The sequence below is a fragment of the Phyllobacterium bourgognense genome (assembly GCF_003337575.1).
GTDB classification, from domain to species: Bacteria; Pseudomonadota; Alphaproteobacteria; order Rhizobiales; family Rhizobiaceae; genus Phyllobacterium; species Phyllobacterium bourgognense.
In genome coordinates this window covers 211,656-233,598 of sequence record NZ_QPJM01000006.1, presented here as the reverse complement: position 1 = coordinate 233,598, position 21,943 = coordinate 211,656, and the positions used below count along the sequence as shown (strand labels likewise).

General features: G+C 55.6%; 23 protein-coding genes. 13 read left to right on the top strand and 10 right to left on the bottom strand.

Features of this window, described 5'->3' with window-relative positions; translation table 11 throughout:
• Positions 1–19: 19 nt before the first annotated feature.
• From C7476_RS13325 to C7476_RS13295, 7 genes are all read left to right on the top strand, one after another.
• Positions 20–682, top strand: a complete 663-nt coding sequence (locus tag C7476_RS13325) for a hypothetical protein (RefSeq protein ID WP_114430387.1) — start codon at positions 20–22, stop codon at positions 680–682.
• A 145-nt stretch (positions 683–827) separates the two neighbouring features.
• Entirely contained in the window at positions 828–1,760 is a 933-nt protein-coding gene (locus tag C7476_RS13320; RefSeq protein WP_114430386.1) for a ribose-phosphate pyrophosphokinase, read from the top strand.
• Positions 1,761–1,979: 219 nt separating this feature from the next.
• Entirely contained in the window at positions 1,980–2,621 is a 642-nt protein-coding gene (locus tag C7476_RS13315) for a 50S ribosomal protein L25/general stress protein Ctc (RefSeq protein WP_114430385.1), read from the top strand.
• Positions 2,622–2,648: 27 nt separating this feature from the next.
• Positions 2,649–3,374, top strand: a complete 726-nt coding sequence (gene pth / locus C7476_RS13310) for an aminoacyl-tRNA hydrolase (protein WP_114430384.1) — start codon at positions 2,649–2,651, stop codon at positions 3,372–3,374.
• Between the two features lie 12 nt (positions 3,375–3,386).
• The gene (gene ychF / locus C7476_RS13305; protein WP_114430383.1) at positions 3,387–4,490 is read left to right on the top strand and encodes a redox-regulated ATPase YchF; all 1,104 of its coding nucleotides are present in this window, start codon (positions 3,387–3,389) and stop codon (positions 4,488–4,490) included.
• A gap of 14 nt (positions 4,491–4,504) precedes the next feature.
• On the top strand, positions 4,505–4,972 hold the full coding sequence (locus C7476_RS13300; RefSeq protein WP_114430382.1) for a MaoC family dehydratase: 468 nt from the start codon (positions 4,505–4,507) through the stop codon (positions 4,970–4,972).
• Positions 4,969–5,439, top strand: a complete 471-nt coding sequence (locus C7476_RS13295; RefSeq protein WP_114430381.1) for a MaoC family dehydratase — start codon at positions 4,969–4,971, stop codon at positions 5,437–5,439. Before C7476_RS13300 ends, C7476_RS13295 begins: the two co-directional genes overlap by 4 nt.
• Before the next feature lie 2 nt (positions 5,440–5,441).
• Here the strand turns inward: C7476_RS13295 and C7476_RS13290 are convergent, their stop codons facing one another.
• From C7476_RS13290 to C7476_RS13270, 5 genes are all read right to left on the bottom strand, one after another.
• A complete protein-coding gene (locus tag C7476_RS13290) occupies positions 5,442–5,987 on the bottom strand; it encodes an adenine phosphoribosyltransferase (protein ID WP_114430380.1) in 546 nt (181 codons plus the stop codon).
• A 99-nt stretch (positions 5,988–6,086) separates the two neighbouring features.
• Positions 6,087–6,950, bottom strand: a complete 864-nt coding sequence (locus C7476_RS13285) for a cytochrome c1 (RefSeq protein WP_114430379.1) — start codon at positions 6,948–6,950, stop codon at positions 6,087–6,089.
• A 20-nt stretch (positions 6,951–6,970) separates the two neighbouring features.
• Positions 6,971–8,266, bottom strand: coding sequence for a cytochrome b (locus tag C7476_RS13280; RefSeq protein ID WP_114430378.1), 1,296 nt, complete (start codon positions 8,264–8,266; stop codon positions 6,971–6,973).
• Positions 8,267–8,287: 21 nt separating this feature from the next.
• Positions 8,288–8,851: a ubiquinol-cytochrome c reductase iron-sulfur subunit gene (gene petA / locus C7476_RS13275; protein WP_114430377.1), complete on the bottom strand. Its 564-nt coding sequence runs from the start codon at positions 8,849–8,851 to the stop codon at positions 8,288–8,290.
• 289 nt (positions 8,852–9,140) lie between these two features.
• Positions 9,141–10,988, bottom strand: a complete 1,848-nt coding sequence (locus C7476_RS13270) for an ABC transporter ATP-binding protein (RefSeq protein ID WP_114430376.1) — start codon at positions 10,986–10,988, stop codon at positions 9,141–9,143.
• Between the two features lie 36 nt (positions 10,989–11,024).
• Between C7476_RS13270 and C7476_RS13265 the strand changes: the two genes are divergently transcribed.
• Complete coding sequence (locus C7476_RS13265) at positions 11,025–11,516, top strand: tRNA (cytidine(34)-2'-O)-methyltransferase (protein WP_114430375.1); 492 nt, start codon at positions 11,025–11,027, stop codon at positions 11,514–11,516.
• A gap of 48 nt (positions 11,517–11,564) precedes the next feature.
• On the opposite strand, the gene C7476_RS13260 is transcribed toward C7476_RS13265, so the two are convergent.
• Both C7476_RS13260 and C7476_RS13255 read right to left on the bottom strand, forming a co-directional pair.
• Complete coding sequence (locus C7476_RS13260; RefSeq protein WP_114430374.1) at positions 11,565–12,668, bottom strand: ABC transporter substrate-binding protein; 1,104 nt, start codon at positions 12,666–12,668, stop codon at positions 11,565–11,567.
• Positions 12,669–12,889: 221 nt separating this feature from the next.
• On the bottom strand, positions 12,890–13,162 hold the full coding sequence (locus C7476_RS13255; RefSeq protein ID WP_112530662.1) for a hypothetical protein: 273 nt from the start codon (positions 13,160–13,162) through the stop codon (positions 12,890–12,892).
• Between the two features lie 155 nt (positions 13,163–13,317).
• Here C7476_RS13255 and hemF point away from each other — a divergent pair, with 155 nt between their 5' ends.
• Both hemF and C7476_RS13245 read left to right on the top strand, forming a co-directional pair.
• Positions 13,318–14,232: an oxygen-dependent coproporphyrinogen oxidase gene (hemF, locus tag C7476_RS13250; RefSeq protein ID WP_112530661.1), complete on the top strand. Its 915-nt coding sequence runs from the start codon at positions 13,318–13,320 to the stop codon at positions 14,230–14,232.
• A gap of 122 nt (positions 14,233–14,354) precedes the next feature.
• Positions 14,355–14,537, top strand: coding sequence for a DUF1059 domain-containing protein (locus C7476_RS13245; RefSeq protein ID WP_114430373.1), 183 nt, complete (start codon positions 14,355–14,357; stop codon positions 14,535–14,537).
• Here C7476_RS13245 and C7476_RS13240 read toward each other — a convergent pair whose 3' ends face one another.
• The 3 genes from C7476_RS13240 to C7476_RS13230 are packed head-to-tail and all read right to left on the bottom strand — an operon-like array spanning position 14,538 to position 17,070.
• A complete protein-coding gene (locus C7476_RS13240; RefSeq protein ID WP_114430372.1) occupies positions 14,538–15,809 on the bottom strand; it encodes a CCA tRNA nucleotidyltransferase in 1,272 nt (423 codons plus the stop codon).
• The gene (locus C7476_RS13235) at positions 15,806–16,447 is read right to left on the bottom strand and encodes a CoA pyrophosphatase (RefSeq protein WP_114430371.1); all 642 of its coding nucleotides are present in this window, start codon (positions 16,445–16,447) and stop codon (positions 15,806–15,808) included. Before C7476_RS13235 ends, C7476_RS13240 begins: the two co-directional genes overlap by 4 nt.
• Complete coding sequence (locus C7476_RS13230) at positions 16,444–17,070, bottom strand: DUF1285 domain-containing protein (protein WP_114430370.1); 627 nt, start codon at positions 17,068–17,070, stop codon at positions 16,444–16,446. Before C7476_RS13230 ends, C7476_RS13235 begins: the two co-directional genes overlap by 4 nt.
• Positions 17,071–17,189: 119 nt before the next feature.
• Between C7476_RS13230 and C7476_RS13225 the strand changes: the two genes are divergently transcribed.
• The 3 genes from C7476_RS13225 to C7476_RS13215 are packed head-to-tail and all read left to right on the top strand — an operon-like array spanning position 17,190 to position 21,939.
• Positions 17,190–18,197 (top strand): AAA family ATPase, encoded by a 1,008-nt coding sequence (locus C7476_RS13225; protein WP_114430369.1) that lies wholly within the window; start codon positions 17,190–17,192, stop codon positions 18,195–18,197.
• Complete coding sequence (locus C7476_RS13220; RefSeq protein WP_114430368.1) at positions 18,197–19,111, top strand: DUF58 domain-containing protein; 915 nt, start codon at positions 18,197–18,199, stop codon at positions 19,109–19,111. Before C7476_RS13225 ends, C7476_RS13220 begins: the two co-directional genes overlap by 1 nt.
• Entirely contained in the window at positions 19,108–21,939 is a 2,832-nt protein-coding gene (locus C7476_RS13215) for a DUF4159 domain-containing protein (RefSeq protein ID WP_114430367.1), read from the top strand. Before C7476_RS13220 ends, C7476_RS13215 begins: the two co-directional genes overlap by 4 nt.
• Positions 21,940–21,943 lie beyond the last annotated feature (4 nt).

The window sequence follows — 21,943 nt, the reverse complement described above, 5'->3', positions numbered from 1 at the left end:
CATGACGGGGTTTGAGTAAATGAAGTCTCGCAATTCACTGAAATGTGTATTCGCAGTCGTGACCGGTTTCACTCTTGCAGCATGTAATAGTTCAGAATCCCCCATTGGCGTTACCAAAGCTGATCTACCGCCAGCGCAAGGAAGCCAGCCAGCAACGCCAGGTACTTCGGCAACCAGCACTACGGCGGTCGGCACAAACGCAGCAACGACGACACCGGGCGCCGTCCCCGTAACGACCCCAGCAACCTCGAACACAACCACAACGGCATCTGGAGCGACCCAGACCGGTGCGCCAGCCGCGCCCGGCGCACAGCGCACGGCAAAGTTGCGGTTTGCACCCATTGTCGGCGCACCTATCGCCGCGGCCACGCCGTTATCGCAACGTCTGTCCGCACTTGCCAAGGAAAAGGGCATCACGCTCGGCACGGCCGGCGACACAGACAACACACAAATCATGAAGGGCTACTTTTCTGCTCTCCCTGATGGCAACCAGACGACGATCATCTACGTATGGGATGTACTTGATCCAGCCGGCACACGCCTGCACCGGATACAGGGTCAAGAAAAGGTGCCTGGAGGAGGAACTGACCCGTGGAGTACCGTCCCCCCGAAGGTTATGGAAGGCATCGCTGACAAGGCTATCCAAGGTTATATGACATGGGTATCAGGTGCCAAGACGTGACATATTTACACGTTTAAGGCGATATTCTCGCTGAATTGTGTATGAATCCTGCCTGCCCGCTTGCAATGTGCGTCAGGGGCAGTAAAAGGCCCGCCATACCCTTTACTTTGGCTGCGCTCTGAAAAAGACGTGGAGAAAATACGGCATGAAACTCTTCGCGGGCAATTCCAATCGTGTTCTTGCCGAATCTGTTGCCAAATATCTCAATATTCCGCTTGGAAAAGCCAGTGTCCGCCGTTTCGCCGACCAAGAGATCTTCGTCGAGATTCAGGAAAACGTCCGCGGCGAAGACGTCTTCGTCATGCAGTCGACTTCTTTTCCGGCAAACGATCATTTGATGGAATTGCTGATCATGATCGATGCATTCCGCCGCTCGTCGGCAAAACGTATCACGGCTGTTCTTCCGTATTTCGGCTATGCCCGTCAAGATCGCAAGCCAGGTCCACGCACGCCGATTTCTGCAAAACTCGTGGCAAATCTGATCACCGAAGCTGGTGCAAACCGCGTCCTCACGCTTGATCTGCACGCGGGCCAGATTCAAGGCTTCTTCGATATCCCGACCGACAATCTCTACGCTGTTCCGGTCTTTGCCCGCGATGTCCGCGCACATTACGGCAAGTCGAATGTGATGGTCGTTTCCCCTGACGTCGGCGGTGTCGTACGTGCCCGGTCTCTGGCAAAACGCATCGATGCACAGCTCGCCATCGTCGACAAGCGGCGTGATCGACCGGGCGAGTCCGAAGTCATGAATGTCATCGGCGATGTGCGCGGCAAGGATTGCCTGCTGTTCGACGATATCGTCGATTCTGGCGGCACGCTATGCAACGCAGCCGAGGCACTCCTTGCAAAGGGTGCCACCAGCGTTACGGCCTATATTACTCACGGCGTACTGTCTGGCGGCGCTGCCGCCCGTATCGCCAGTTCCAAGCTTAAGGAATTGGTCATTACCGATTCCATTCAGCCAACCCCGGCCATTGAAGCCGCACCCAATATCCGGGTGCTGTCGATTTCCGATCTGATCGGTGAAGCCGTCTCGCGAACAGCCTCGGAAGAGTCCGTTTCCAGTCTTTTCGATTAATGCTCGAGAATTGCCTGCCGCTGCGCAAGCAACAAACTTGCACATCTGTCGCCTTTCCGTTATAGAGCCGCCATCCGCGTAGACACCCTTGGAGGCAACGCGGAATGAAGCGGTCATTTCATCCGGTTTCGGGTGAGCGTGCGACCGCTTCATGTTTTTTGAACAGCCATGCACTGGCCTCGAAAAACACTCCAGATTTGAACCTCGAAAGGAAATGCCATGAGCGAAGCATACGAGCTCAAGGCCGAGGCGCGCGAACGGGTTGGTAAGGGGTCCTCCCGGGAAATTCGCCGCAACGGTAAAGTGCCGGCCGTCATCTATGGTGACAAGCAGGCGCCAGTCTCGATTACCCTCGACTACAAGACGCTGTACTACAAGATTCACGGCGGCGGTTTCAAGACGACAATTGCCAACATCCTTCTGGATGGCAAGTCGATTCAGGTCCTTCCTAAGGACTTCCAGCTTGATCCTGTCAGTGACAAGCCAGTACACGTCGACTTCCTGCGCGTATCGGCCAAGTCCATGGTGAACGTGCATGTGCCGATTCACTTCCTTCACGAGGAAGCCTCGCCTGGCATCAAGCGCGGCGGCGTACTCAATATCGTTCGTCACGATATTGAACTTCATGCCTCGGCCAACGCTATTCCAGATGCGATTGAAATCGACCTCACTGGTACGCAGATCGGCGACTCGATCCATATTTCTGCTGTTACCCTGCCCAAGGGAGTGACATCGGTTATTCATGATCGCGACTTCACCATCGCAACGATTGCAGCCCCGGCTGTTCTCGCCGCTGAGGAAGAAACGACCGAAGCCGCAGCAGCAGAACCCACTGAAACGGAAGAAAAAGAAGACGAGTAATCGTCTTGTTTATTGGGAGCTAGGCACGTGCTGCTCATCGCAGGTCTTGGCAATCCGGGCTCCCAATATGCTGCCAACCGGCACAACATTGGTTTTATGGCGGCGGATGAAATACACCGCCGCCATGGTTTTTCTCCTTGGACCAAGAAGTTTCAGGCGCTCATCGCCGATGGCATCATCGAAGGCGAAAAGACTATCCTGATCAAACCCCAGACATTCATGAACTTGTCCGGCCAAGCCATTGGCGAAGCGATGCGTTTCTACAAACTGGCTTTAAGCGATCTCGTCGTCATCTACGACGAGCTTGATCTGGCCGCCGGCAAAGTACGTGTGAAGACCGGTGGCGGCTCAGGTGGTCACAATGGCATCAAATCCATCGATGCACACTGTGGCAAGGATTATCGCCGCGTGCGCCTCGGTATTGGTCATCCCGGCGTTAAAGAAATGGTTAGCAATCATGTGCTCGGCAACTTTGCCAAGGCAGACGGTGAATGGGTCAAACCATTGCTCGATGCGATTGCTACGAATGCTGGTTTACTCGCCAAAAAGGACGATGCCGGTTTTATGAACCGCGTTTCTCTGGCTCTTGGCGGAGGTAGCAAGATTGAGCGGGAAACTGGAGAAAAGCCGATTGCAAAATCCGTCGGCCAAAGTCATATCCGGCAAGCTCGCCAGCAAAAGCCTGCTGTGAACATTCCAAAATCTGGCCCCATGGCGGATATGCTGAACAAGCTCTTCGGCAAGAAAGAATAAGGATAGCGAATTATGGGTTTCAAATGCGGCATTGTTGGTCTGCCTAATGTCGGCAAGTCGACACTTTTCAACGCGCTGACCAAGACAGCAGCTGCCCAGGCTGCGAACTATCCGTTCTGCACGATCGAGCCCAACACGGGCGAAGTTGCGGTACCCGATCCGCGCCTGCAGGCAATCGCCAAGATCGGTAAATCGGCAAATATCGTGCCGACTCGCATCAGCTTCGTTGACATTGCTGGCCTCGTGCGTGGTGCGTCGAAGGGCGAGGGTCTCGGTAACCAGTTCTTGGCCAATATTCGCGAAGTCGACGCAATCGTCCATGTGCTGCGCTGTTTCGAGGACGACGATATCACCCACGTTGAGGGACGCATCGACCCTGTGTCCGATGCCGAGACGGTTGAGACAGAGCTGATGCTTTCGGACCTCGAAAGCCTTGAGCGTCGTATCCTTCAGTTCCGCAAGCGAGCGAGCAGCAAGGACAAGGAGGCACTGACCGTTCTGCCCGTCATGGAGCAGGCACTGGCGCTCTTGCAAGAAGGCCAGCCGGTTCGCTTCATGTTGAATGGTATTGCCTCAGAAGACCTGATCATCCTTCAAGGATTGAACCTCCTGACATCAAAGCCAGTGCTCTATGTCTGCAATGTTGGCGAAGAAGATGCAGCCACAGGCAATGAGTATACGGAAGCCGTCGAGGAGATGGCTACGGGCCAAGGCGCTGAAACAGTTACTATTTCTGCAGCCATCGAAGCGGAAGTAGCGCAATTGCCGGAGGAGGAAGCGAAGGAATATCTCGACGCCATGAATCTTGATGAGCCGGGCCTCGACCGTCTCATACAGGCCGGCTACAAACTCCTTCACCTCATCACCTATTTCACGGTTGGGCCGAAGGAAGCCCGCGCATGGACGGTTCACCGCGGCTCGAAAGCACCGCAAGCGGCCGGTGTCATCCATACGGATTTCGAACGGGGCTTCATTCGTGCCCAGACGATCGCCTATAATGATTTCGTTTCCCTCGGTGGCGAGGTGCCGGCAAAGGAAGCCGGCAAGGCGCGCGATGAAGGCAAGGAGTATATCGTGCAGGATGGCGACATCATGCTGTTCAGGTTCAACACGTAAACTTCAGGCAGAAGATGAGCGAATACTCTCCGCGATACGCATATGAGGATTTCACGATTGGCAGCGAATGGCCACTCGGATCAAAAATCGTAACGGCAGAGGAAATTATCGAATTCGCCAGCCAGTTCGACCCGCAGCCTTTTCATCTCGACGAGGCGGCAGGCAAGGCGAGCATCCTTGGGGGCTTGGCTGCGTCGGGCTGGCATACGGTCTCGATGTTCATGCGTATGCTTTGCGACGCGTATCTTCTCGATTCCACCTCGCAAGGCGCTCCAGGAATTGACTATGTGAAGTGGACGCAGCCGGTTCTAGCTGGCGACACACTAACTGGAAAGACTACCATTCTCGACCGGCGCGTATCGAATTCGAAGCCCTCTTTAGGCTTCGTCAAGCTACACCATTCGGTCTTCAACCAGGATGGTCTGGTTGTTTGCGAGCTGGAACATACCGCAATGTTCTCTCTAAGGGAGCCGGCCAAATGAACAGGATAGCACAGTTGGCAGGCGTCGAACGCGACCTAGGGACTTATACGTTCGAGGCGGATGAAATCATTTCATTCGCGGCCAAGTATGATCCCCAGCGTTTCCACGTTGATCCGGAAGCTGCCAAGAAAAGCAACTTTGGCGGGCTCTGCGCTTCTGGTTGGCATACCACCGCCGTTTGGATGCGGTTGAACGTCAAGGACATCATGAGCGAGGTTAAATCGGCAATCGCGCGCGGCGAACAGCCCCCACAATTCGGCCCCTCGCCTGGCCTTGAAAATCTTAAATGGCTGCGGCCGGTCTATGCCGGAGATACGATCCGCTTCACACGAACAATCAACAGTATTCGCGCTCTGAAATCGCGTCCCGGCTGGTCGATGATGCAGATGTCGTCCGCCGCCTATAACCAGGCGGGCGATAAAGTACTCGAATTCGACAGCGCTGCGCTCATAGCCCTGCCTGAATAGCTTCAGTGCCCTTCGAAGGCGATCAATGTCCTGACGTTGACGCCAAGAGCTTCGAGCTTCCTGCGCCCGCCGAGATCCGGCAAATCGATGATGAAACAGGCGCTGAGAATATCAGCGCCCATTTGCTGCAATAGCTTCACAGCGGCTTCAGCGGTGCCCCCGGTGGCGATCAAATCATCAACGAGTATGACCTTATCACCCGGCACGATCGCGTCGCGATGCATTTCCATCTCGTCGACGCCATATTCGAGGCTATAGGCGATACGTACTGTGTCGTGCGGCAGCTTACCCTTCTTGCGAATGGTCACGAAGCCGGAAGAAAGCTGGTGTGCCATCGCGCCGCCGATAATGAAGCCCCGCGCCTCGATGCCGGCCACCTGGTCGACCTTGCCACCGGCGTAGGGATGGACGAGTTCATCCACAGCTCGCCGGAACGCACGCGCATTACCAAGCAATGTGGTGATATCGCGGAACATCACCCCGGGCTTCGGATAGTCAGGAATGCTGCGGATGGCCTCGACCAGCGTCTGCTTCAGTGTTGAATCCATCGTGTATTCCTCGCGCTGTCCGCAGCGTGCAGACTCTACTGACCTGCACTCAAAAGAAAAGGGCGCAGCGCGCCCTTTCAGAATCCATTATACCATCGCTCAATGTTCGACGTCAGCCCAAATCCTGCGTTTCGCCACGTAGACCAGACCGGCGAAGAGAACGAGGAAGACCATAACGCGGAAACCGGTCTTCTTGCGCTCTTCCAAATGCGGTTCTGCAGCCCACATCAGGAAGGCTGCAATATCCTGTGAATATTGAGACAGGGTCTGCGGTGCGCCATCATCATAGGTCACCTGGCCATCCTGCAGCGGCTGTGCCATCGCAAGCGACTTCGCGGAGATAAAGTGGGGATTGTAGTGCGTGCCCTCGGGTATCTGCATACCTTCCGGCGGCGTTTCACCATAGCCGGTAAGCAGGGCGTGAATGTAATCCGGACCACCTTCCTGATACTGTGTAGCGATATCGAACACGAAGCGCGGGAAACCGCGTTCTACCGCACGCGCCTTGGCAATCAACGAGAAATCGGGTGGCGCAGCACCATTATTGGCAGCAGCGGCAGCCTGAGCATTAGGAAAAGGTGACGGGAAGTAATCGGAGGGCAATGCCTTGCGGGTGAACATCTCACCTTCGGCATTAGGGCCATCCTGCACTTCGTATTCCGCGGCAAACGCCTTTACCTGTGCTTCCGTATAACCCAGTTCTTCCAGCGAGCGGAAAGCAACCAGGTGCATGGAATGGCAAGCTGAGCACACTTCCTTGTAGATCTTCAGGCCGCGCTGCAACTGCTGCTTGTCATAGTGACCGAACGGACCAGCAAAGGACCAGTTCACCTCAGCTGGCTCCTTGATCGGGAAGTGCGTTGGTTCAGCCGCATTGTGGGCTTCTTCGGCGGCATTGGCGGTGCCGAATGCAAGCATGGTACCAAGACCGGCAGCTGCGAGACCAAGGACGATTTTTTTCATGTTTGAGCCCTTCACGATTCTCAAGCCCTGGTTTCCGGAGCGGCAGCGACACCAGCCGGCTGGCCACCACTGGTTTTCGCCAGCACGGCTTCGGTAATCGAATTCGGCAACCGACGCGGCGTCTCGATCAGGCCAAGCAAGGGCATGATAACGATGAAGAAGCCGAAGTAATAAGCCGTTCCGAACTGCGAAAACAGCGTGTACAAGCCTTCAGCCGGGCGAGATCCGAGCCAGCCAAGCATGATTGCGTTGGCAATGAACAACCAAAAGAAGAGCTTGTACCAAGGACGGTAGACAGCCGAACGAACCTTCGATGTGTCGAGCCAGGGTACGACGAACAGGATGGCGATCGAGCCGAACATGGTCAGGACGCCACCGAGCTTGGAATTGATCGGTCCAATATTGAAGGTAATGGCACGCAGCATGGCGTAGAATGGCAGGAAGTACCATTCCGGAACGATGTGGGCCGGTGTCTTCAATGAGTCGGCCTGAATGTAGTTGTCCGGGTGACCCATAAAATTCGGCAGATAGAAGACGAAATACGCGAAAAGGATCAGGAACAACACCAGTCCGAATGCATCCTTGACCGTCGCATAGGGGGTGAAGGCAACTGTATCTGTCTTCGATTTGACTTCGATGCCGGTCGGATTCGTTTGTCCGGCAACATGCAATGCCCAAACATGCAGAACGACGACGCCCGCAATCATGAACGGCAAGAGATAGTGCAGTGAGAAGAACCGATTGAGCGTGGGATTATCGACGGCAAAACCACCGAGCAACAACTGCTGGATCGGATCGCCAATGATGGGGAATGCCGTGAAGAAGCCCGTAATAACGGTAGCACCCCAGAAGGACATCTGTCCCCATGGCAACACGTATCCCATGAAGGCGGTCGCCATCATTAAGAGAAGAATGATTACGCCGAGAATCCACAGAAGCTCGCGCGGCGCTTTGTAGGAGCCGTAGTAAAGCCCGCGGAATATATGCACGTAGACAGCGAGGAAGAACATCGATGCGCCGTTGGAGTGTAGATAGCGCAGGAGCCAACCGGAATTGACGTCGCGCATGATCTTTTCAACGGAGTTGAAGGCGAGGCCCGTGTCGGCGGCGTAGTGCATTGCCAGAACAACTCCGGTCAAGATTTGCGAGACCAGCATGATCGCCAATATGCCGCCGAATGCATAGGCATAGTTCAGATTGCGTGGCACCGGATAGGCGACGAAAGAATCATAGACCAAACGCGGCAATGGTAGTCGCGCGTCGATCCATTTCTCGATGCCAGTGCTCGGCGTATAGGATGAATGTCCACCGCTCATGTCGTGTCTCCCCGTGGAACCTTAGCCGATCTTGATGACGGTGTCGGAAGTGAAAGTAAGTGGCGGGACTGGTAGATTTTCCGGCGCCGGGCCCGAACGAATGCGTCCGGCGGTATCGTATACCGAACCATGGCAAGGGCAGAACCAGCCGCCGAAATCGCCCTGCTGACCAAGCGGGATGCAACCGAGGTGGGTGCAAACACCGATCATTACCAGCCAGTTTTCCTTGTCCTTGGCAGCGGCACGGTCCGCATCCGTTGCCTGCGCATCGCTTGGCAGATTGGCGTTGCGCGCAATCGGATCCTTCAGCTGGCTCAACTGGGTGTTTTTTGAATCGGCGATTTCCTGCGGCGTCCGGTTGCGAATGAAGACCGGCTTGCCACGCCATTTGACAGTCAAAGACATGCCTGGCTGAACAGCTGAAACGTCAACTTCGATGGACGAGACTGCCAGCGTTGATGCGTCCGGTCTCATCTGATCAATGAAGGGCCAAGCAAAGGCGCCCGCTCCGACCACACCGGCCATACCTGTCGCAATATAGAGGAAGTCACGCCGTGTCGGCTCGGTCGTATCGTGTGCGCTCACGGGGCCTGTTCCTTTCCGAATAACAACGCAGCGGGAGAGTCCACATCGTCAGCACAATAGAAGACTGGCCCAAGAGCTGAGCCATGAGGAATCCCCAACATATGGCGTGGTTTCTAAGCATGTCGCTTGAGCTTGTCCAGTGAGACAGCGTCACAAGGGCAGGATGTCGCAGGGATAGACCTTGATCCCATTCATACCCTGCAAAGACTCCTGATTGCCTCGTTCAAGCCCGGCAGAAATGCTGCCGGCTACGATGAGATCACCTTGGCCGATTCTATCTTCGATCGCATTATTCCGCAGCTTCCTGATCGTCGAGCCCAAGGAAACCGCCTGATTGACGTGCCCACAATCCGGCGTAGATACGGTTGGCCGCAATCAGCTGTTCATGACTGCCGCTTTCGACAATTTGTCCCTTGTCCAAAACGATAAGCCGGTCGAGCGCCGCAATGGTCGACAGCCGGTGCGCGATGGCAATAACCGTCTTCCCTTGCATCAGCCGATAGAGGTTGTCCTGTATCGCCGCTTCCACTTCCGAATCGAGCGCCGAAGTCGCTTCATCCATGATGAGAATAGGAGCATCTTTCAACATCACGCGTGCAATGGCGATACGCTGGCGCTGCCCGCCGGAAAGCTTGACCCCGCGCTCGCCGACATGGGCGTCGAAACCGCGCCGGCCTTTAGGATCCGATAGGTCCTCGATAAAGCTATCGGCCTGGGCATTTTTCACAGCCTGAAGCATCATCTCTTCCGACGCATCGGGGCGACCGTAAAGAACGTTATCCCGAACCGAGCGATGCAAAAGTGATGTGTCCTGCGTCACCATCCCTATTTGTGCACGTAGGGAGTCTTGCGACACCTTGGATATATCTTGGCCGTCGATAAGAATCCGGCCGCTTTCCAGATCGTAAAATCGCAACAGCAGATTGACGAGTGTCGACTTGCCGGCACCGGATCGTCCGACAAGGCCGATCTTTTCGCCAGGACGTATATCCAGAGATAGACGATCTATGATGCCTGCGCCTTTTCCGTAGTGGAAGCCGATCGAATCGAAGCTTATCGCCCCTGCAGTGACTTCGAGTTCCGGCGCGTTGGGGACATCGGGTACAAGTCGTGGCAGAGAAATGGACGTGATGCCGTCTTCGACAGTGCCGATATTTTCAAACAACGCTGACATTTCCCACATGATCCACTGCGACATGCCGTTAAGGCGGAGCACAAGACCAATACCCACGGCGACTGCGCCGACGGAGATCGCCGATCCGAGCCACAGCCAGATGGCAATCGCGCCTACTGAGAAGAGCAGCAGGCAATTCATCGCATAAAGCGAGAAATGAAAACTGGTCACCAGCCGCATCTGCCCGTGGACCGTATTTAGAAAGTTCTCCAATCCCTCGCGTGCATAACTCTCCTCGCGCTTCGAATGAGAGAAGAGCTTTACCGTGGCGATATTTGTATAGCTGTCGACGATCCGTCCGGTCATCGTCGAACGTGCATCAGCCTGTCGCTCGGAAATGACGCGGATTTTCGGAATGAAATAGCGAAGCAGTCCGACATAAATAGCGAGCCAGACAAGGAAGGGCAGCATCAGCCGCAAATCCGCTGCTGCCGCGATGATCAATGTTCCGGTGAAATAGACGATGACATAGTTTAGCACGTCAAGCAGCTTCATCACCGTTTCGCGCACGGCAAGCGAGGTCTGCATAAGCTTTGTGGAAACTCGCCCGGCAAACTCGTCCTGGAAGAAAGTCATCGATTGGCGAATGAGATAGCGATGCACCATCCAGCGGATGCGCATGGGATAATTGCCGAGCAAGGTCTGATGGATGATGAGCGAATCCACCAATACGATGCCGGGCATGACGATCAACACGACACCGGCTATCAGCGCGAGCTTCCACCCCTCATCGGAAAGGAAGGTTTCGCGCGAATGATTGGACAGCCAATCGACGATATTACCCATGAAAGCAAACATGGACACTTCGAGCACAGCAATCAGCGCTGTGCACACAGCCATGACGGCAATCCATGGCCAAGCGCCTTGGGTATAATGCAGGCAAAACGCGACGAGCGATTTCGGCGGCTCAGCAGGTTCGGCCGCGGGAAATGGTTCGAGCCTCTCTTCAAACCAGCGAAACATTGTTAAACCTCATTCATCGTCATTCTACGCCGACTCATGGAAGGCATCTCGTTGACCGAAGCATACACCGACTTACGCATTGCACTCTACCAACCAGATATACCTGGTAACGCTGGGACTATTCTGCGTATGGCAGCATGTTTTGGCGTCGCCGTTGATATCATCGAGCCTGCCGGATTCGATATTTCCGATCGTGCGCTGAAACGCGCCGGAATGGACTACCTCGAACAAGCTGCCCTGACACGTCATCCCGATTGGACACAGTTTCAGGAATGGCGGCTTCGTAAAAAACGCCGGGTTCTGCTTTTTTCGACCAAGGCGGCTGAGCCTTATACTCGTTTTCGTTTCACACCGGGTGATATTCTAATGTTTGGCCGTGAATCTGCCGGTGTTCCCAATGAGGTTCACCAGGCTGCCGACGCCAGACTCATCATTCCAATGGTGTCTGGCGCCCGCTCGCTCAATCTGGCGCTCTCCGCAGCGATCGCAACGGCCGAAGCGCAACGACAATTTTCTTTGCTTCGCTAATAAACCGCCGGCCGACCCGGCCGGCGAATTTGCCATCAACTGTTCTGGTCAGTCGATCTGGGTGGACTTGCCGCCTTCCCATTTGTAGAAGACGAACGCAGGCGTGTTCAGATCTCCGGTGCTGGAATAGCTGAGATCACCGGCTACCGTCGGGAACGCTTCACCCGACTTTATCTTTGCCGCAACCTCGGATGGTTCAGCAGACCCAGCCTTTTCAATACCTCCGGCGATCACTTGCAATGCGGCATACGCGTTGAGTGTGAATGCTTCAGCCGGAATGTTTTTGGCCTGAAGTGCTTCCACAACCTTTGCCGCGGCGGGGTTCTTGGTTGGATCGGCACTGTTCGTGAACAGCGTACCCGCTGCTGCATCGCCGCCAATTGCCCAATATTCAGTGTTCGACAAGCCATCGGGGCCGATGATCTGAGCCTTGATCCCCTGATCGTTCAACTGGCGGGCGATAAGACCACCCTCCGCATGATAACCGCCGAAGTAGATCACGTCGGCTTTTTCAGACTTGATGCGGGTGATGAGCGCGCTGTAGTCCTTTTCGCCGGCATTGATACCTTCGAAGACGACTTCCGTAACACCGCCCTTGTTGAGTACGGCCTTCAGGCCGTTTGCGATACCGGTACCGTACGGCGTTTTGTCGTAGACGATGGCGATGCGCTTGTCCTTGAACTTGTCCAGCATGTACTTGCCGGCGACATCGGCTTGCTGGTCATCGCGGCCGCAGGTGCGAAACACTGTTTCGAGACCGCGCGTAGTGAGATCGGGAGTGGTGGCCGTAGGCGTGACCATGACGATACCGTTTTCGGCCAGAACATCCGATACGGGCATCGCAACGCCGGATGTCACTGGGCCCACGACGAACTTGATGCCCTCCCCAACGACCTGGTTGGCAACCGATACACCCTGCTTGGGTTCGCCGGCATCGTCGAAGATCTTCGTTACGATCTTTTCGCCCTTGATGCCGCCTGCCGCGTTGATGGCTTCGGCAGCACTCTCGACGCCGTTCTTTACCTGCAAGCCATAAGCCGCGACGGGGCCGGTTACAGGTGCGATAATTCCGACGACGATGTCGGCTTTGGCAAACGACGTCATCGCCATAACAGCGGCCAACGCCACGCCAGAGATCAACGATAAGCGCATTATTTCCTCCTTGGATTTTCTTATGCGTCCGGAAGATTCTCCGGTGCTGGCAGAGTTCTACTGTCTTTGGAAATGGCTGTCAGCTACGATCACTCGAAATTCTGCATAAATGGAAGAAAACCTAAAGAATTTTCAAAAACTGGGACCGTTTTCGGCCAAAACGATCAAATATTTGAAAAAGAACATCAATTTTATTGTTGAATCGAGGATTTTTCCTATTTTCAATCCGCGTTCGGCAAGCGGCGCATCGTGAATTCAATGATGTCGCCAGGGCGCTCGTACCAGCTTTCAATTTCAGTCCAATACGCGGCCTTCGGATACTGCTCGAACCATTCGCGTGCCTTTTCGCGTGCTGCCAGACGCGGCAGTTTAAAACTCTCGCGAACAAATGCACCGCGTTGCTGGCTGGGAGCTTCGCGGCTTTCCTTCAGTCTCTTTCGCAAACCGTCAAGCGGCGGTTTTGGATATTGCGATCGGGGCGCTTTGGAGACCATCTCGTATCCCTCACTGAACCCTACAATCATGAGAGTAGGTGCAGCAAAGCCGGAAAACGAGTCATTTTTTTATGGATAGGCTGAATGAACGGCAGCAACTTCCTTTTGGCTTCAAGTGGATGTGATAATGTCCAGGCGAAAAAGGATTCTTTGCCATGGACCGTCCAGATATCCCCGCCGTACTTCCCGAAGCGCTCGATGAAAAGAAAGCTGAGGCGACCGCTTGGTTTATGGAATTGCGCGACAAGATTTGCGCGAGTTTCGAGCAGTTGGAAGACGAACTGGACGGACCGCTCTCGGACCGCACGCCGGGTCGCTTCAAGCAGACCCCATGGCAACGCGATGATGGCAAGGGCGGCGGCGGCGTTATGTCGGTCATGCACGGCCGCGTCTTCGAAAAAGTTGGCGTCCACACCTCGACCGTCCATGGCGAGTTTTCGCAGGAGTTTCGCAAGCAGATACCCGGAGCTGATGAAGATCCTCGTTTTTGGGCGTCGGGAATCTCGTTGATCGCACATCCCCAAAGTCCTTTTGTCCCTGCAGTACATATGAACACGCGCATGGTTGTAACGACGAGACAATGGTTCGGCGGTGGTGCTGATCTCACGCCGGTTCTTGACCGCAAGCGAACACAGGACGATCCGGATACACTCGCGTTCCACAAGGCAATGAAATTCGTTTGCGACAAGCATTCAGCCGTCGCCGATCATGAGAAATTCAAGACATGGTGCGACGAGTACTTTTATCTTCCTCATCGCAAGGAGCCGCGCGGAACCGGTGGTATTTTCTACGACTGGCTACACTCCTCCGAAGAAAATGGCGGCTATACGGCCGATTTCAATTTCACGCGTGACGTAGGCCGCGCCTTTTCCGTGGTCTATCCTTATCTGGTGCGGCAGAATTTCAATCACGACTGGACGGATGCCGACCGTCAGGAACAACTTGTCCGCCGTGGCCGCTATGTCGAATTCAATCTGCTCTATGATCGCGGCACGATCTTCGGCTTGAAGACCGGCGGGAATGTCGATTCAATTCTCTCGTCGATGCCGCCTACAGTCAAATGGCCGTGACCTAGATATTTAGGGGATCAATCCGCCGCTTCATGCGTTATGCTAACCGCTGGTGCGGCAAAAGGGGCCGCGCTTTGTGGACAGAGCCGTATTTCTGCGAGCTTACGACAGGGAGAGTAGCCATGAAAGAACTTCATTGCATTGTTCCCGGTTGCCAGTGGCATACACGTCACGACACCGAAGCTGAAATCATTCGCCGCACTACTGAGCATTTGCGTGAAACCCACGGTGAAACCGTTATTCGTGAATCAATGCTCGAAACTATCAAGGCGAATATCCAGCCGTCGAAAGGCCAGGCAGCCTGATCAAGCTTTTCCTGCATATTCAGGAATTTTGGCAAGTAATGTATCGCGCTCGAGGGTAAAGCCAGATTTGATCCAGTCGTCCTCTAGCGCGCGCTGGACCTTGCCGATTTCCGGTCCTTTTTCGAGACCCGCAGCGAGCAGATCGCCGCCGGATACAGGAAACTTCGGCCGCTCGTAGCTATCGAGATATTCGAGCAATTTGGATAGATGCCCGGCCCTCATCATCGCAGCGTTATCGTTGATCGCCTCCGCACGCGCTGAAACCAGGGCCAGACTGAGTCGATCACGCATGCCTTGCTGATCGCTGCGATAGAGTTGTTTCGCAAATCCGCTCTCAGAAATCTCGGGTTGCGGCATTGCGGTTTCAGCCCAAGCCTCCAGCCGTGCTCGCTCACTGTTGGAAAGTTTCAGCCGCGACGCCATTTCGGCAATGCGCCCGGTGTGCGGCGGTATCATACTTGCCAGACGCAAGAGCGGATCGATCTCCCAATTCAAGTCCTGCTCGGTCTTCACGAGAGAGTGGATTGTATCGATGCCCCACTTCTCACTTTCGGGCAGAACTGCCGTCAGGATGCCGGCTTGCCGCATCCATAACAATGCGCGCGAGGGATCGGGCGCACTCAGCAATCTCTTGAGCTCTGACCAGATGCGTTCAGCCGAGAGCCGCGTCAGTCCATCTTTCAGACGTGCACAAGCCTTCAATCCTTCGCTTTCGGGCCTGCCTTTGCCGTACCAGGCGAAGAATCTGAAAAACCGTAATATACGCAGATAGTCCTCACGGATACGCTGCTCCGGATCTCCGATAAAGCGCAGCGTGCGGCTTTCGACATCCGCAAGACCACCAACAAGATCGACGACGGTACCATCCGCCTCGACATATAGGGCATTCATGGTGAAGTCGCGCCGGTTTGCGTCCACCTGCCAGTCGCGGCCATAGGCAACTTCAGCATGCCGTCCGTCTGTCTCGACATCAGCGCGCAAAGTCGTCACTTCGAACGGTCTGCCATGCGCAATGACCGTGATCGTGCCATGGTCTATGCCGGTCGGAACAGCCTTCAGTCCCGCATTGATCGCACGCTGCATAGTCTCCTCCGGCAAGCAGGTCGTCGCGATATCAATATCGCTAACCTTTTCACCCAGAAGCGTATTCCTTGGCGCACCGCCGACAACGCGCGCAGCCTCGCCATCCGCGGCAAGTACGGCGAGAAGCTTTTGCAAGGACTCGTCTTTGAGCCACGAAGCATTGTCGGCAATGGAAACAGTCTCGCTCAAGAATAGAGCCTCTCATAAAGTGTCCGGATGATGCCCGCAGTTACGCCCCAGATGAAGCGGTCGCCGAATGGCATCGTATAGTAGAACCGTTCCTTTTCCTGCCATATCCGGCTTTCGCGACGATGATTGCCGGGATCCATCAGGAAAGACAAAGGCACCTCGAACACGTCAGCAACTTCAGCGGGGTTCGGTGTGAGTTCAAATGGTGGATGGACCAGCCCTAGTACCGGCGTGATCGAATAGCCGGTCGTGGTCAAGTATCGAGGCAGCCGCCCGATGACCTCCACATGGCGACCCTCAAGCCCGATTTCCTCATGCGCCTCGCGTAGCGCCGCCTTCTCCGGCTCGTAGTCGTCTTCCGGATCAATCGCCCCACCGGGAAAAGCGACCTGCCCCGAATGTTTGCGCATATTGGCGTTGCGCAGGGTGAGGAGCACGCTTGCCTCATCGCCACGATCCACAATCGGCACAAGGACAGCAGCGTCGCGCAGGGGATTTGCTGCGATCAAAGCATCGAGTTCAGGATTGAGCAAATGATCGCCGTGATCCCGATCCAAGGGTTCACTGCCCTTGAGCGCCACACGTTGCGAGAATGCCCGGGCGGAAAAACCCTCATGCAGCGACTTGGTCAGACTCATTGGCTCAGCTTTTCCAGTTCACCTGACGGCATGATTGGGAACACACTTCCCTTTGATCGTACCGCGAACATAGGCTTTCCGTCGATGATGAGTTCCTCCCCATGGCTGACCAGCTCATACATCACTGGCCGTGCGAGAAGCGCCTCGAGACGGCCTCGCACCAAGAGGTAAGGCTTTAGTCCACCGTTGACCTTATCGATTACAAACCGCAACGGATTGCCAGCGCTCACCTCGACGATATCACCAACATTTGTGCGCAGCGTCATGACTCGCGCATCCCCTTCGCCTGCCACATCGAGTTCAACTGCCAGAAAAGGTGCATCCTCAACGCGGATTCCCACCTTTTCGACTGGCGTCACGAGATAGGTCCGCCCATCCGCGTCCTTGCGCAGGACCGTGGAGAAAAGGCGCACAAGCGGCTGTCGACCAATCGGAGTGCCCATATAGAACCAGGTACCATCGGCCTTGATCTCCATATCGAGATCACCGCAAAAATCGGGATTCCATTTGTCGACCGGCGGCAGGCCCTTGCCCGGTGCAGCGGCACGCGAGATCAGCGCTTCGAGCCCTGCCGTATCCCGTAGAGTGTCCTCTGATCCTGCCATGGCCTGCCTTTTTTCCATATACGTCACGAAATAGTCAACGTTGGACCGCTTGTCAGCATGTCATAGTGACTTAGAGTCGTTTTACGTTAGAGTCATTTAAGAGAGACTCTGTGCAGATACCAGCGGTGAGGTGACCCATGACCATGATTAAACCTGAGGTACCGTCCGATCCCAAGGCTATGATTGCCGAGGCTGAGAAAGCGCTGGCAGACATCGCAAGGATAAAGACGGGCATTGGCACCGTCATCTTTGGACAGGAAAGCGTCATCGAGCGAACGTTGGTCGCGCTGCTTGCGGGCGGACACGCGCTTCTTGTCGGCGTCCCGGGCTTGGCGAAGACAAAGCTGGTGGAAACACTGGGTACAGTTCTCGGTCTCGATGATCGCCGCGTTCAATTCACGCCGGACCTTATGCCTTCGGATATCCTTGGCTCTGAAGTCATGGAACAGGATGACAATGGCAAACGTTATTTCCGCTATGTCAGAGGCCCTATTTTTGCTCAGTTGCTTATGGCCGACGAAATAAATCGCGCTTCACCTCGCACACAGTCGGCGCTCCTGCAGGCCATGCAGGAATACCACGTTACGATTGCAGGCGAGCGGCATGACTTGCCACAGCCGTTTCATGTATTGGCAACGCAGAACCCGCTTGAACAGGAAGGGACCTATCCCCTGCCGGAGGCGCAGCTCGACCGGTTTTTGATGCAGATTGACATTCTCTACCCGGAACTCGAGGCAGAACGTAGGGTCCTTCTGGAGACCACCGGTACTTCAGACGCCAGAGCGGAAAAGACAATCGATGCTGAGCGTCTGCGCGACATGCAGCACCTGATCCGTCGTATGCCGGTACCGGAGGGTGTTGTCGATGCTATTCTCAAGCTTGTTCGCTCCGCTCGTCCAGGAGCTGACAACGACATTGCAAAAAAATTCATCTCATGGGGCCCTGGTCCTCGCGCCAGCCAGGCCTTGATGCTCTGCGCCCGGGCACGCGCGCTCTATGACGGCCGGCTCGCCCCGTCGGTGGACGACGTGAAGGCCCTCGCCGAGCCGGTATTGCAGCACCGGATGGCACTGACATTCGCTGCGCGCGCCGATGGTATGAATGTACGCGATGTTATTGGCAACCTTACAAAAGTTGCTTTCTGATGGCAGCAATTGGCGCGCAGGTAACACGGGCTGACACAGGGGATGCGCTTGCGCGTGCCCGCCAGCGTGCCGCTCTGCTACCAGACCTACTCGTCGAAGCGCGTCGTATTCTCAATACTGTCAACACCGGCTGGCATGGCCGGCGGAAAAGCGGCGTTGGCGAAACTTTCTGGCAATTTCGGCCCTACGCTCAGGGTGAGGCTATCTCCCGTATCGACTGGCGCCGCTCGGCCCGCGATGATCGTACTTATATCCGCGATCAGGAATGGGAAGCAGCTCATACGGTGTGGTTGTGGGCCGATCCTTCGCCCTCCATGCTCTACAAGTCCGAACAAGCCCACGTGTCGAAAGAATCGCGCGCGCTGGTACTCGTTCTGGCACTGGACGAACTTTTATCACGCAGCGGTGAGCGGATCGGCTTCCCTGGCGTGGCAGACCCTATATCTGCTCGAAACGGTGCGGAACGCCTCGCAACTCTATTGTCCCACACCACGAATCTTCCCGCCAAGCCCGATCTGAGCAGAGTGCGGCGCTTTTCTGATGTAGTTCTCGTCAGTGATTTCCTGGAGCCCGTGGAAGATACATTGGCTCTTCTTCAACAACTCGTTCAAGCTGGCGCCCGTGCGCACCTGATAGAGGTCTATGATCCTGCCGAAGAAGATTTCCCCTACAAGCGGCGCACCGAATTTATCGATCCTGAAACCGGCGCGTCTCTAACTTTCGGACGTGCAGAGGACTACGCCGACGATTATCGCCGATTGTTCTACGCGCGCCGTGAGGTCCTCAGCGATTTTTGCCGGCGGATTGGCTGGAGTTACACCACTAATCGTACCGATCGCCTGGCCTCCGATGCGCTCGTATCGGTTCACATGAACATGACCGCCAATATTGGCTACGAAGGGAACGGCGCATGAATGCACTCCCGTTGGCCTTTGGTGCGCCTGCCATTCTTGCCGGACTCATTGTGCTTCCAATCATCTGGTGGCTTTTGCGGGTGACCCCTCCCCGTCCGGTCACGGAAATATTCCCCCCGCTGAAAATCCTTGCTCAACTACTCAAGAAGGAAGAGACACCCAACAAAAGCCCATGGTGGTTGACGCTTCTACGGTTGTTGCTTGCAGCATTCGTGATTCTCGCGCTGGCGGAACCCGTGTGGAATCCCCGGGCTGAAACACTGACAGGCAAGGACCCGGTTGCAATATTCCTCGACAATGGCTGGTCGTCGAACGAGGAATGGAGTGCACGCAAGGATACAGCAGAGCGCCTGATCTCCGATGCAGAGAACTCCGGAGCGCTGATCTACATTTTGGGTACGGCAGAAAAAGCCAATACCGATATCGGACCATTCGATGCCAACGCTGCGCTAGAACGGCTCAGGGCTATGGCCGTGCGCCCAATCCCGGTCGACCGGCCAGCCGCGTTTGCGCGGTTGAAAACGGCGATTGCAAATGTGTCCGGTACGAGGCTTGCTTATCTCAACGATGGTGTCGACACGCCACAGGCTGCGGAAGCGGTCAAGTCGCTCGAAGGTTCCGGTATCACATCCATAATCTGGTACCAACCATCGATAACATCGCTGGTCGCTCTTCGTCAGGCCGTCAACAACGCGAATGGTCTGACTGTTCGTGCGGTACGGCCAAGCAACGATCGCGGGCAGAACGGAATTACCGTAGGTGCCTTTGATGAGAAGGGCCGGCGTATTGCTGAAACCGGCTTGGTCTTTACGGCGGGCGAGAGCACCGGCGAAGCTGTCATCAACGCGCCTTACGAATTGCGCAACGACTTCCACACATTGCGGGTCGACGGCGCTGCGCAGGCAGGGGCAACCTACCTCATTGACGACAACAACAAGCGAAGGCGCGTTGCGTTACTTTCCGGTTCTGACGCAGACCTTTCACAACCGCTGCTCTCGCCGCTCTACTATATATCGCGTGCGCTCGAGCCGTTTGCCGACCTATTGCGCCCTCGCAATCCGGAACTTGTGCGCGCCGTCCCCGAACTCCTCGAACAGAAGCCATCTGTTTTCATCATGGCGGATATCGGCAAACTGCCGCCAGAGACTGAGCGAACCCTTTCAGATTGGGTCAATAAAGGCGGTACGCTGATCCGTTTTGCTGGACCGCGCCTCGCCGGTAACAGCGATGAGGATCCATTGCTGCCCGTCACCTTGCGTAAAGGCGAGCGGTCCCTCGGCGGCACGTTATCGTGGAAGGAATCGCAACCGGTTGCAGCCTTTCCGGCAAACGGGGCCTTTGCCGGCTTGCCAACGCCGCAAGATGTGACCGTGACGCGGCAGGTTCTGGCGGAGCCATCTTCCGAGTTGTACGACAAGAGCTGGGCGAATCTGGCAGACGGTACGCCGCTCGTAACCGGCGAGACACGTGAGCGCGGTCAGCTGGTACTGTTCCACGTAACGCCTGAAGCCACTTGGTCAAACCTGCCGATCAGCGGCAGTTTTGTCGATATGCTGCACCGTCTAGTCTCATTGTCCAACGCAGCCGGGCCATTGACGAACGACAATAGCGCAAGTGGCTCGCAAGTCCTTCCACCCTATCTGACGTTGAACGCAGAAGGTTCGCTTGTCCCGCCTAACGGCGACACCAGGCCGCTCCTTATCGGGAATGGTGCTAGCCCACAGGTAAGTTTCGACAATCCTCCCGGTTTCTACGGTATTGAGGACGCCATGACGGCGCTCAACCTTTTCAAGCCCGACGGCGAAATCAAGCCGCTGGTTCGACCCGACCTGGCCTTTCCAGTAATGACAGCGCGCTATGCGGTGGACGAATCCCGGCCATTGCGCGGACCGCTCTTGGCACTTGCCGCGATGTTACTGGCGCTGGATGCCATTGCGGTACTTTGGCTTGGTGGACGTATGCGGCGCCGTTATCGTATGGCTGCAGCGGCATCGCTGGCAATCCTCCTGTTGCCGGCGATACTTGTCCTTGGCCCTTCTCCCGCATCTGCCCAGCAGAATGACAGCAAGCCCGGCGACCAAGCGATTCTCGAGGCCGTCAATGCCACGCATCTCGCCTACGTCATAACAGGTGATGGTGCCGTCGACGATGTGAGCAAGGCGGGCCTGCTTGGATTGTCGAAAGCTCTCTCCGACAGCACAGCTCTCGAACCGGGTGAACCCATCGGCGTCAATCCTGCGACTGATGAACTCGCCTTCTATCCTTTGATCTATTGGCCTATCGATGCTGCCGCGAAAATGCCGGCGCCAGAGGCGATCGCCAAGATCGATGCATATATGCAACAGGGCGGAACGGTGCTGTTCGACACCCGCGATCAGGATGCGGCCGCGATCAATTTTGACAACTCGACAACGCCTGCCAATCAAAGATTGCGTGACATTCTTGCCGGGCTCAACATACCGCCGCTTGAGCCGGTGCCGAGCGATCACGTATTGACCAAATCCTTCTACATTCTGCAGGATTTCCCTGGCCGCTATCGGGGTAGTCCCTTGTGGGTACAGGCTTCACTCTCCACCGAGACCCGCTCGGACCGGCCTGTGCGGGCAGGAGATGGTGTCACGCCCATCATGATAACCGGCAATGATTTCGCAGGTGCTTGGGCAACGAATGCGGAAGGGTCTCCACTCTACCCGACGATCCCCAATGATCCGATGCAACGCGTTTATGCCTACCGCTCCGGTATCAACATTGTCATGTATATGCTGACCGGAAATTACAAATCCGATCAGGTGCATGTGCCTGACCTTTTGCAGCGGTTGGGGAACTAGGTCA

What these genes read in the sequence shown, in the direction of transcription:
- C7476_RS13285 (WP_114430379.1), bottom strand. Translation starts at nt 6,950, where the DNA reads ATGAAAAAAATCGTCCTTGGTCTCGCAGCTGCCGGTCTTGGTACCATG.
- C7476_RS13295 (WP_114430381.1), top strand. Translation starts at nt 4,969, where the DNA reads ATGAACAGGATAGCACAGTTGGCAGGCGTCGAACGCGACCTAGGGACT.
- C7476_RS13290 (WP_114430380.1), bottom strand. Translation starts at nt 5,987, where the DNA reads ATGGATTCAACACTGAAGCAGACGCTGGTCGAGGCCATCCGCAGCATT.
- C7476_RS13300 (WP_114430382.1), top strand. Translation starts at nt 4,505, where the DNA reads ATGAGCGAATACTCTCCGCGATACGCATATGAGGATTTCACGATTGGC.
- C7476_RS13270 (WP_114430376.1), bottom strand. Translation starts at nt 10,988, where the DNA reads ATGTTTCGCTGGTTTGAAGAGAGGCTCGAACCATTTCCCGCGGCCGAA.
- C7476_RS13215 (WP_114430367.1), top strand. Translation starts at nt 19,108, where the DNA reads ATGAATGCACTCCCGTTGGCCTTTGGTGCGCCTGCCATTCTTGCCGGA.
- C7476_RS13220 (WP_114430368.1), top strand. Translation starts at nt 18,197, where the DNA reads ATGGCAGCAATTGGCGCGCAGGTAACACGGGCTGACACAGGGGATGCG.
- ychF (WP_114430383.1), top strand. Translation starts at nt 3,387, where the DNA reads ATGGGTTTCAAATGCGGCATTGTTGGTCTGCCTAATGTCGGCAAGTCG.
- C7476_RS13230 (WP_114430370.1), bottom strand. Translation starts at nt 17,070, where the DNA reads ATGGAAAAAAGGCAGGCCATGGCAGGATCAGAGGACACTCTACGGGAT.
- C7476_RS13320 (WP_114430386.1), top strand. Translation starts at nt 828, where the DNA reads ATGAAACTCTTCGCGGGCAATTCCAATCGTGTTCTTGCCGAATCTGTT.
- C7476_RS13245 (WP_114430373.1), top strand. Translation starts at nt 14,355, where the DNA reads ATGAAAGAACTTCATTGCATTGTTCCCGGTTGCCAGTGGCATACACGT.
- C7476_RS13265 (WP_114430375.1), top strand. Translation starts at nt 11,025, where the DNA reads ATGGAAGGCATCTCGTTGACCGAAGCATACACCGACTTACGCATTGCA.
- C7476_RS13260 (WP_114430374.1), bottom strand. Translation starts at nt 12,668, where the DNA reads ATGCGCTTATCGTTGATCTCTGGCGTGGCGTTGGCCGCTGTTATGGCG.
- C7476_RS13235 (WP_114430371.1), bottom strand. Translation starts at nt 16,447, where the DNA reads ATGAGTCTGACCAAGTCGCTGCATGAGGGTTTTTCCGCCCGGGCATTC.
- C7476_RS13255 (WP_112530662.1), bottom strand. Translation starts at nt 13,162, where the DNA reads ATGGTCTCCAAAGCGCCCCGATCGCAATATCCAAAACCGCCGCTTGAC.
- C7476_RS13280 (WP_114430378.1), bottom strand. Translation starts at nt 8,266, where the DNA reads ATGAGCGGTGGACATTCATCCTATACGCCGAGCACTGGCATCGAGAAA.
- C7476_RS13315 (WP_114430385.1), top strand. Translation starts at nt 1,980, where the DNA reads ATGAGCGAAGCATACGAGCTCAAGGCCGAGGCGCGCGAACGGGTTGGT.
- C7476_RS13225 (WP_114430369.1), top strand. Translation starts at nt 17,190, where the DNA reads ATGACCATGATTAAACCTGAGGTACCGTCCGATCCCAAGGCTATGATT.
- hemF (WP_112530661.1), top strand. Translation starts at nt 13,318, where the DNA reads ATGGACCGTCCAGATATCCCCGCCGTACTTCCCGAAGCGCTCGATGAA.
- C7476_RS13325 (WP_114430387.1), top strand. Translation starts at nt 20, where the DNA reads ATGAAGTCTCGCAATTCACTGAAATGTGTATTCGCAGTCGTGACCGGT.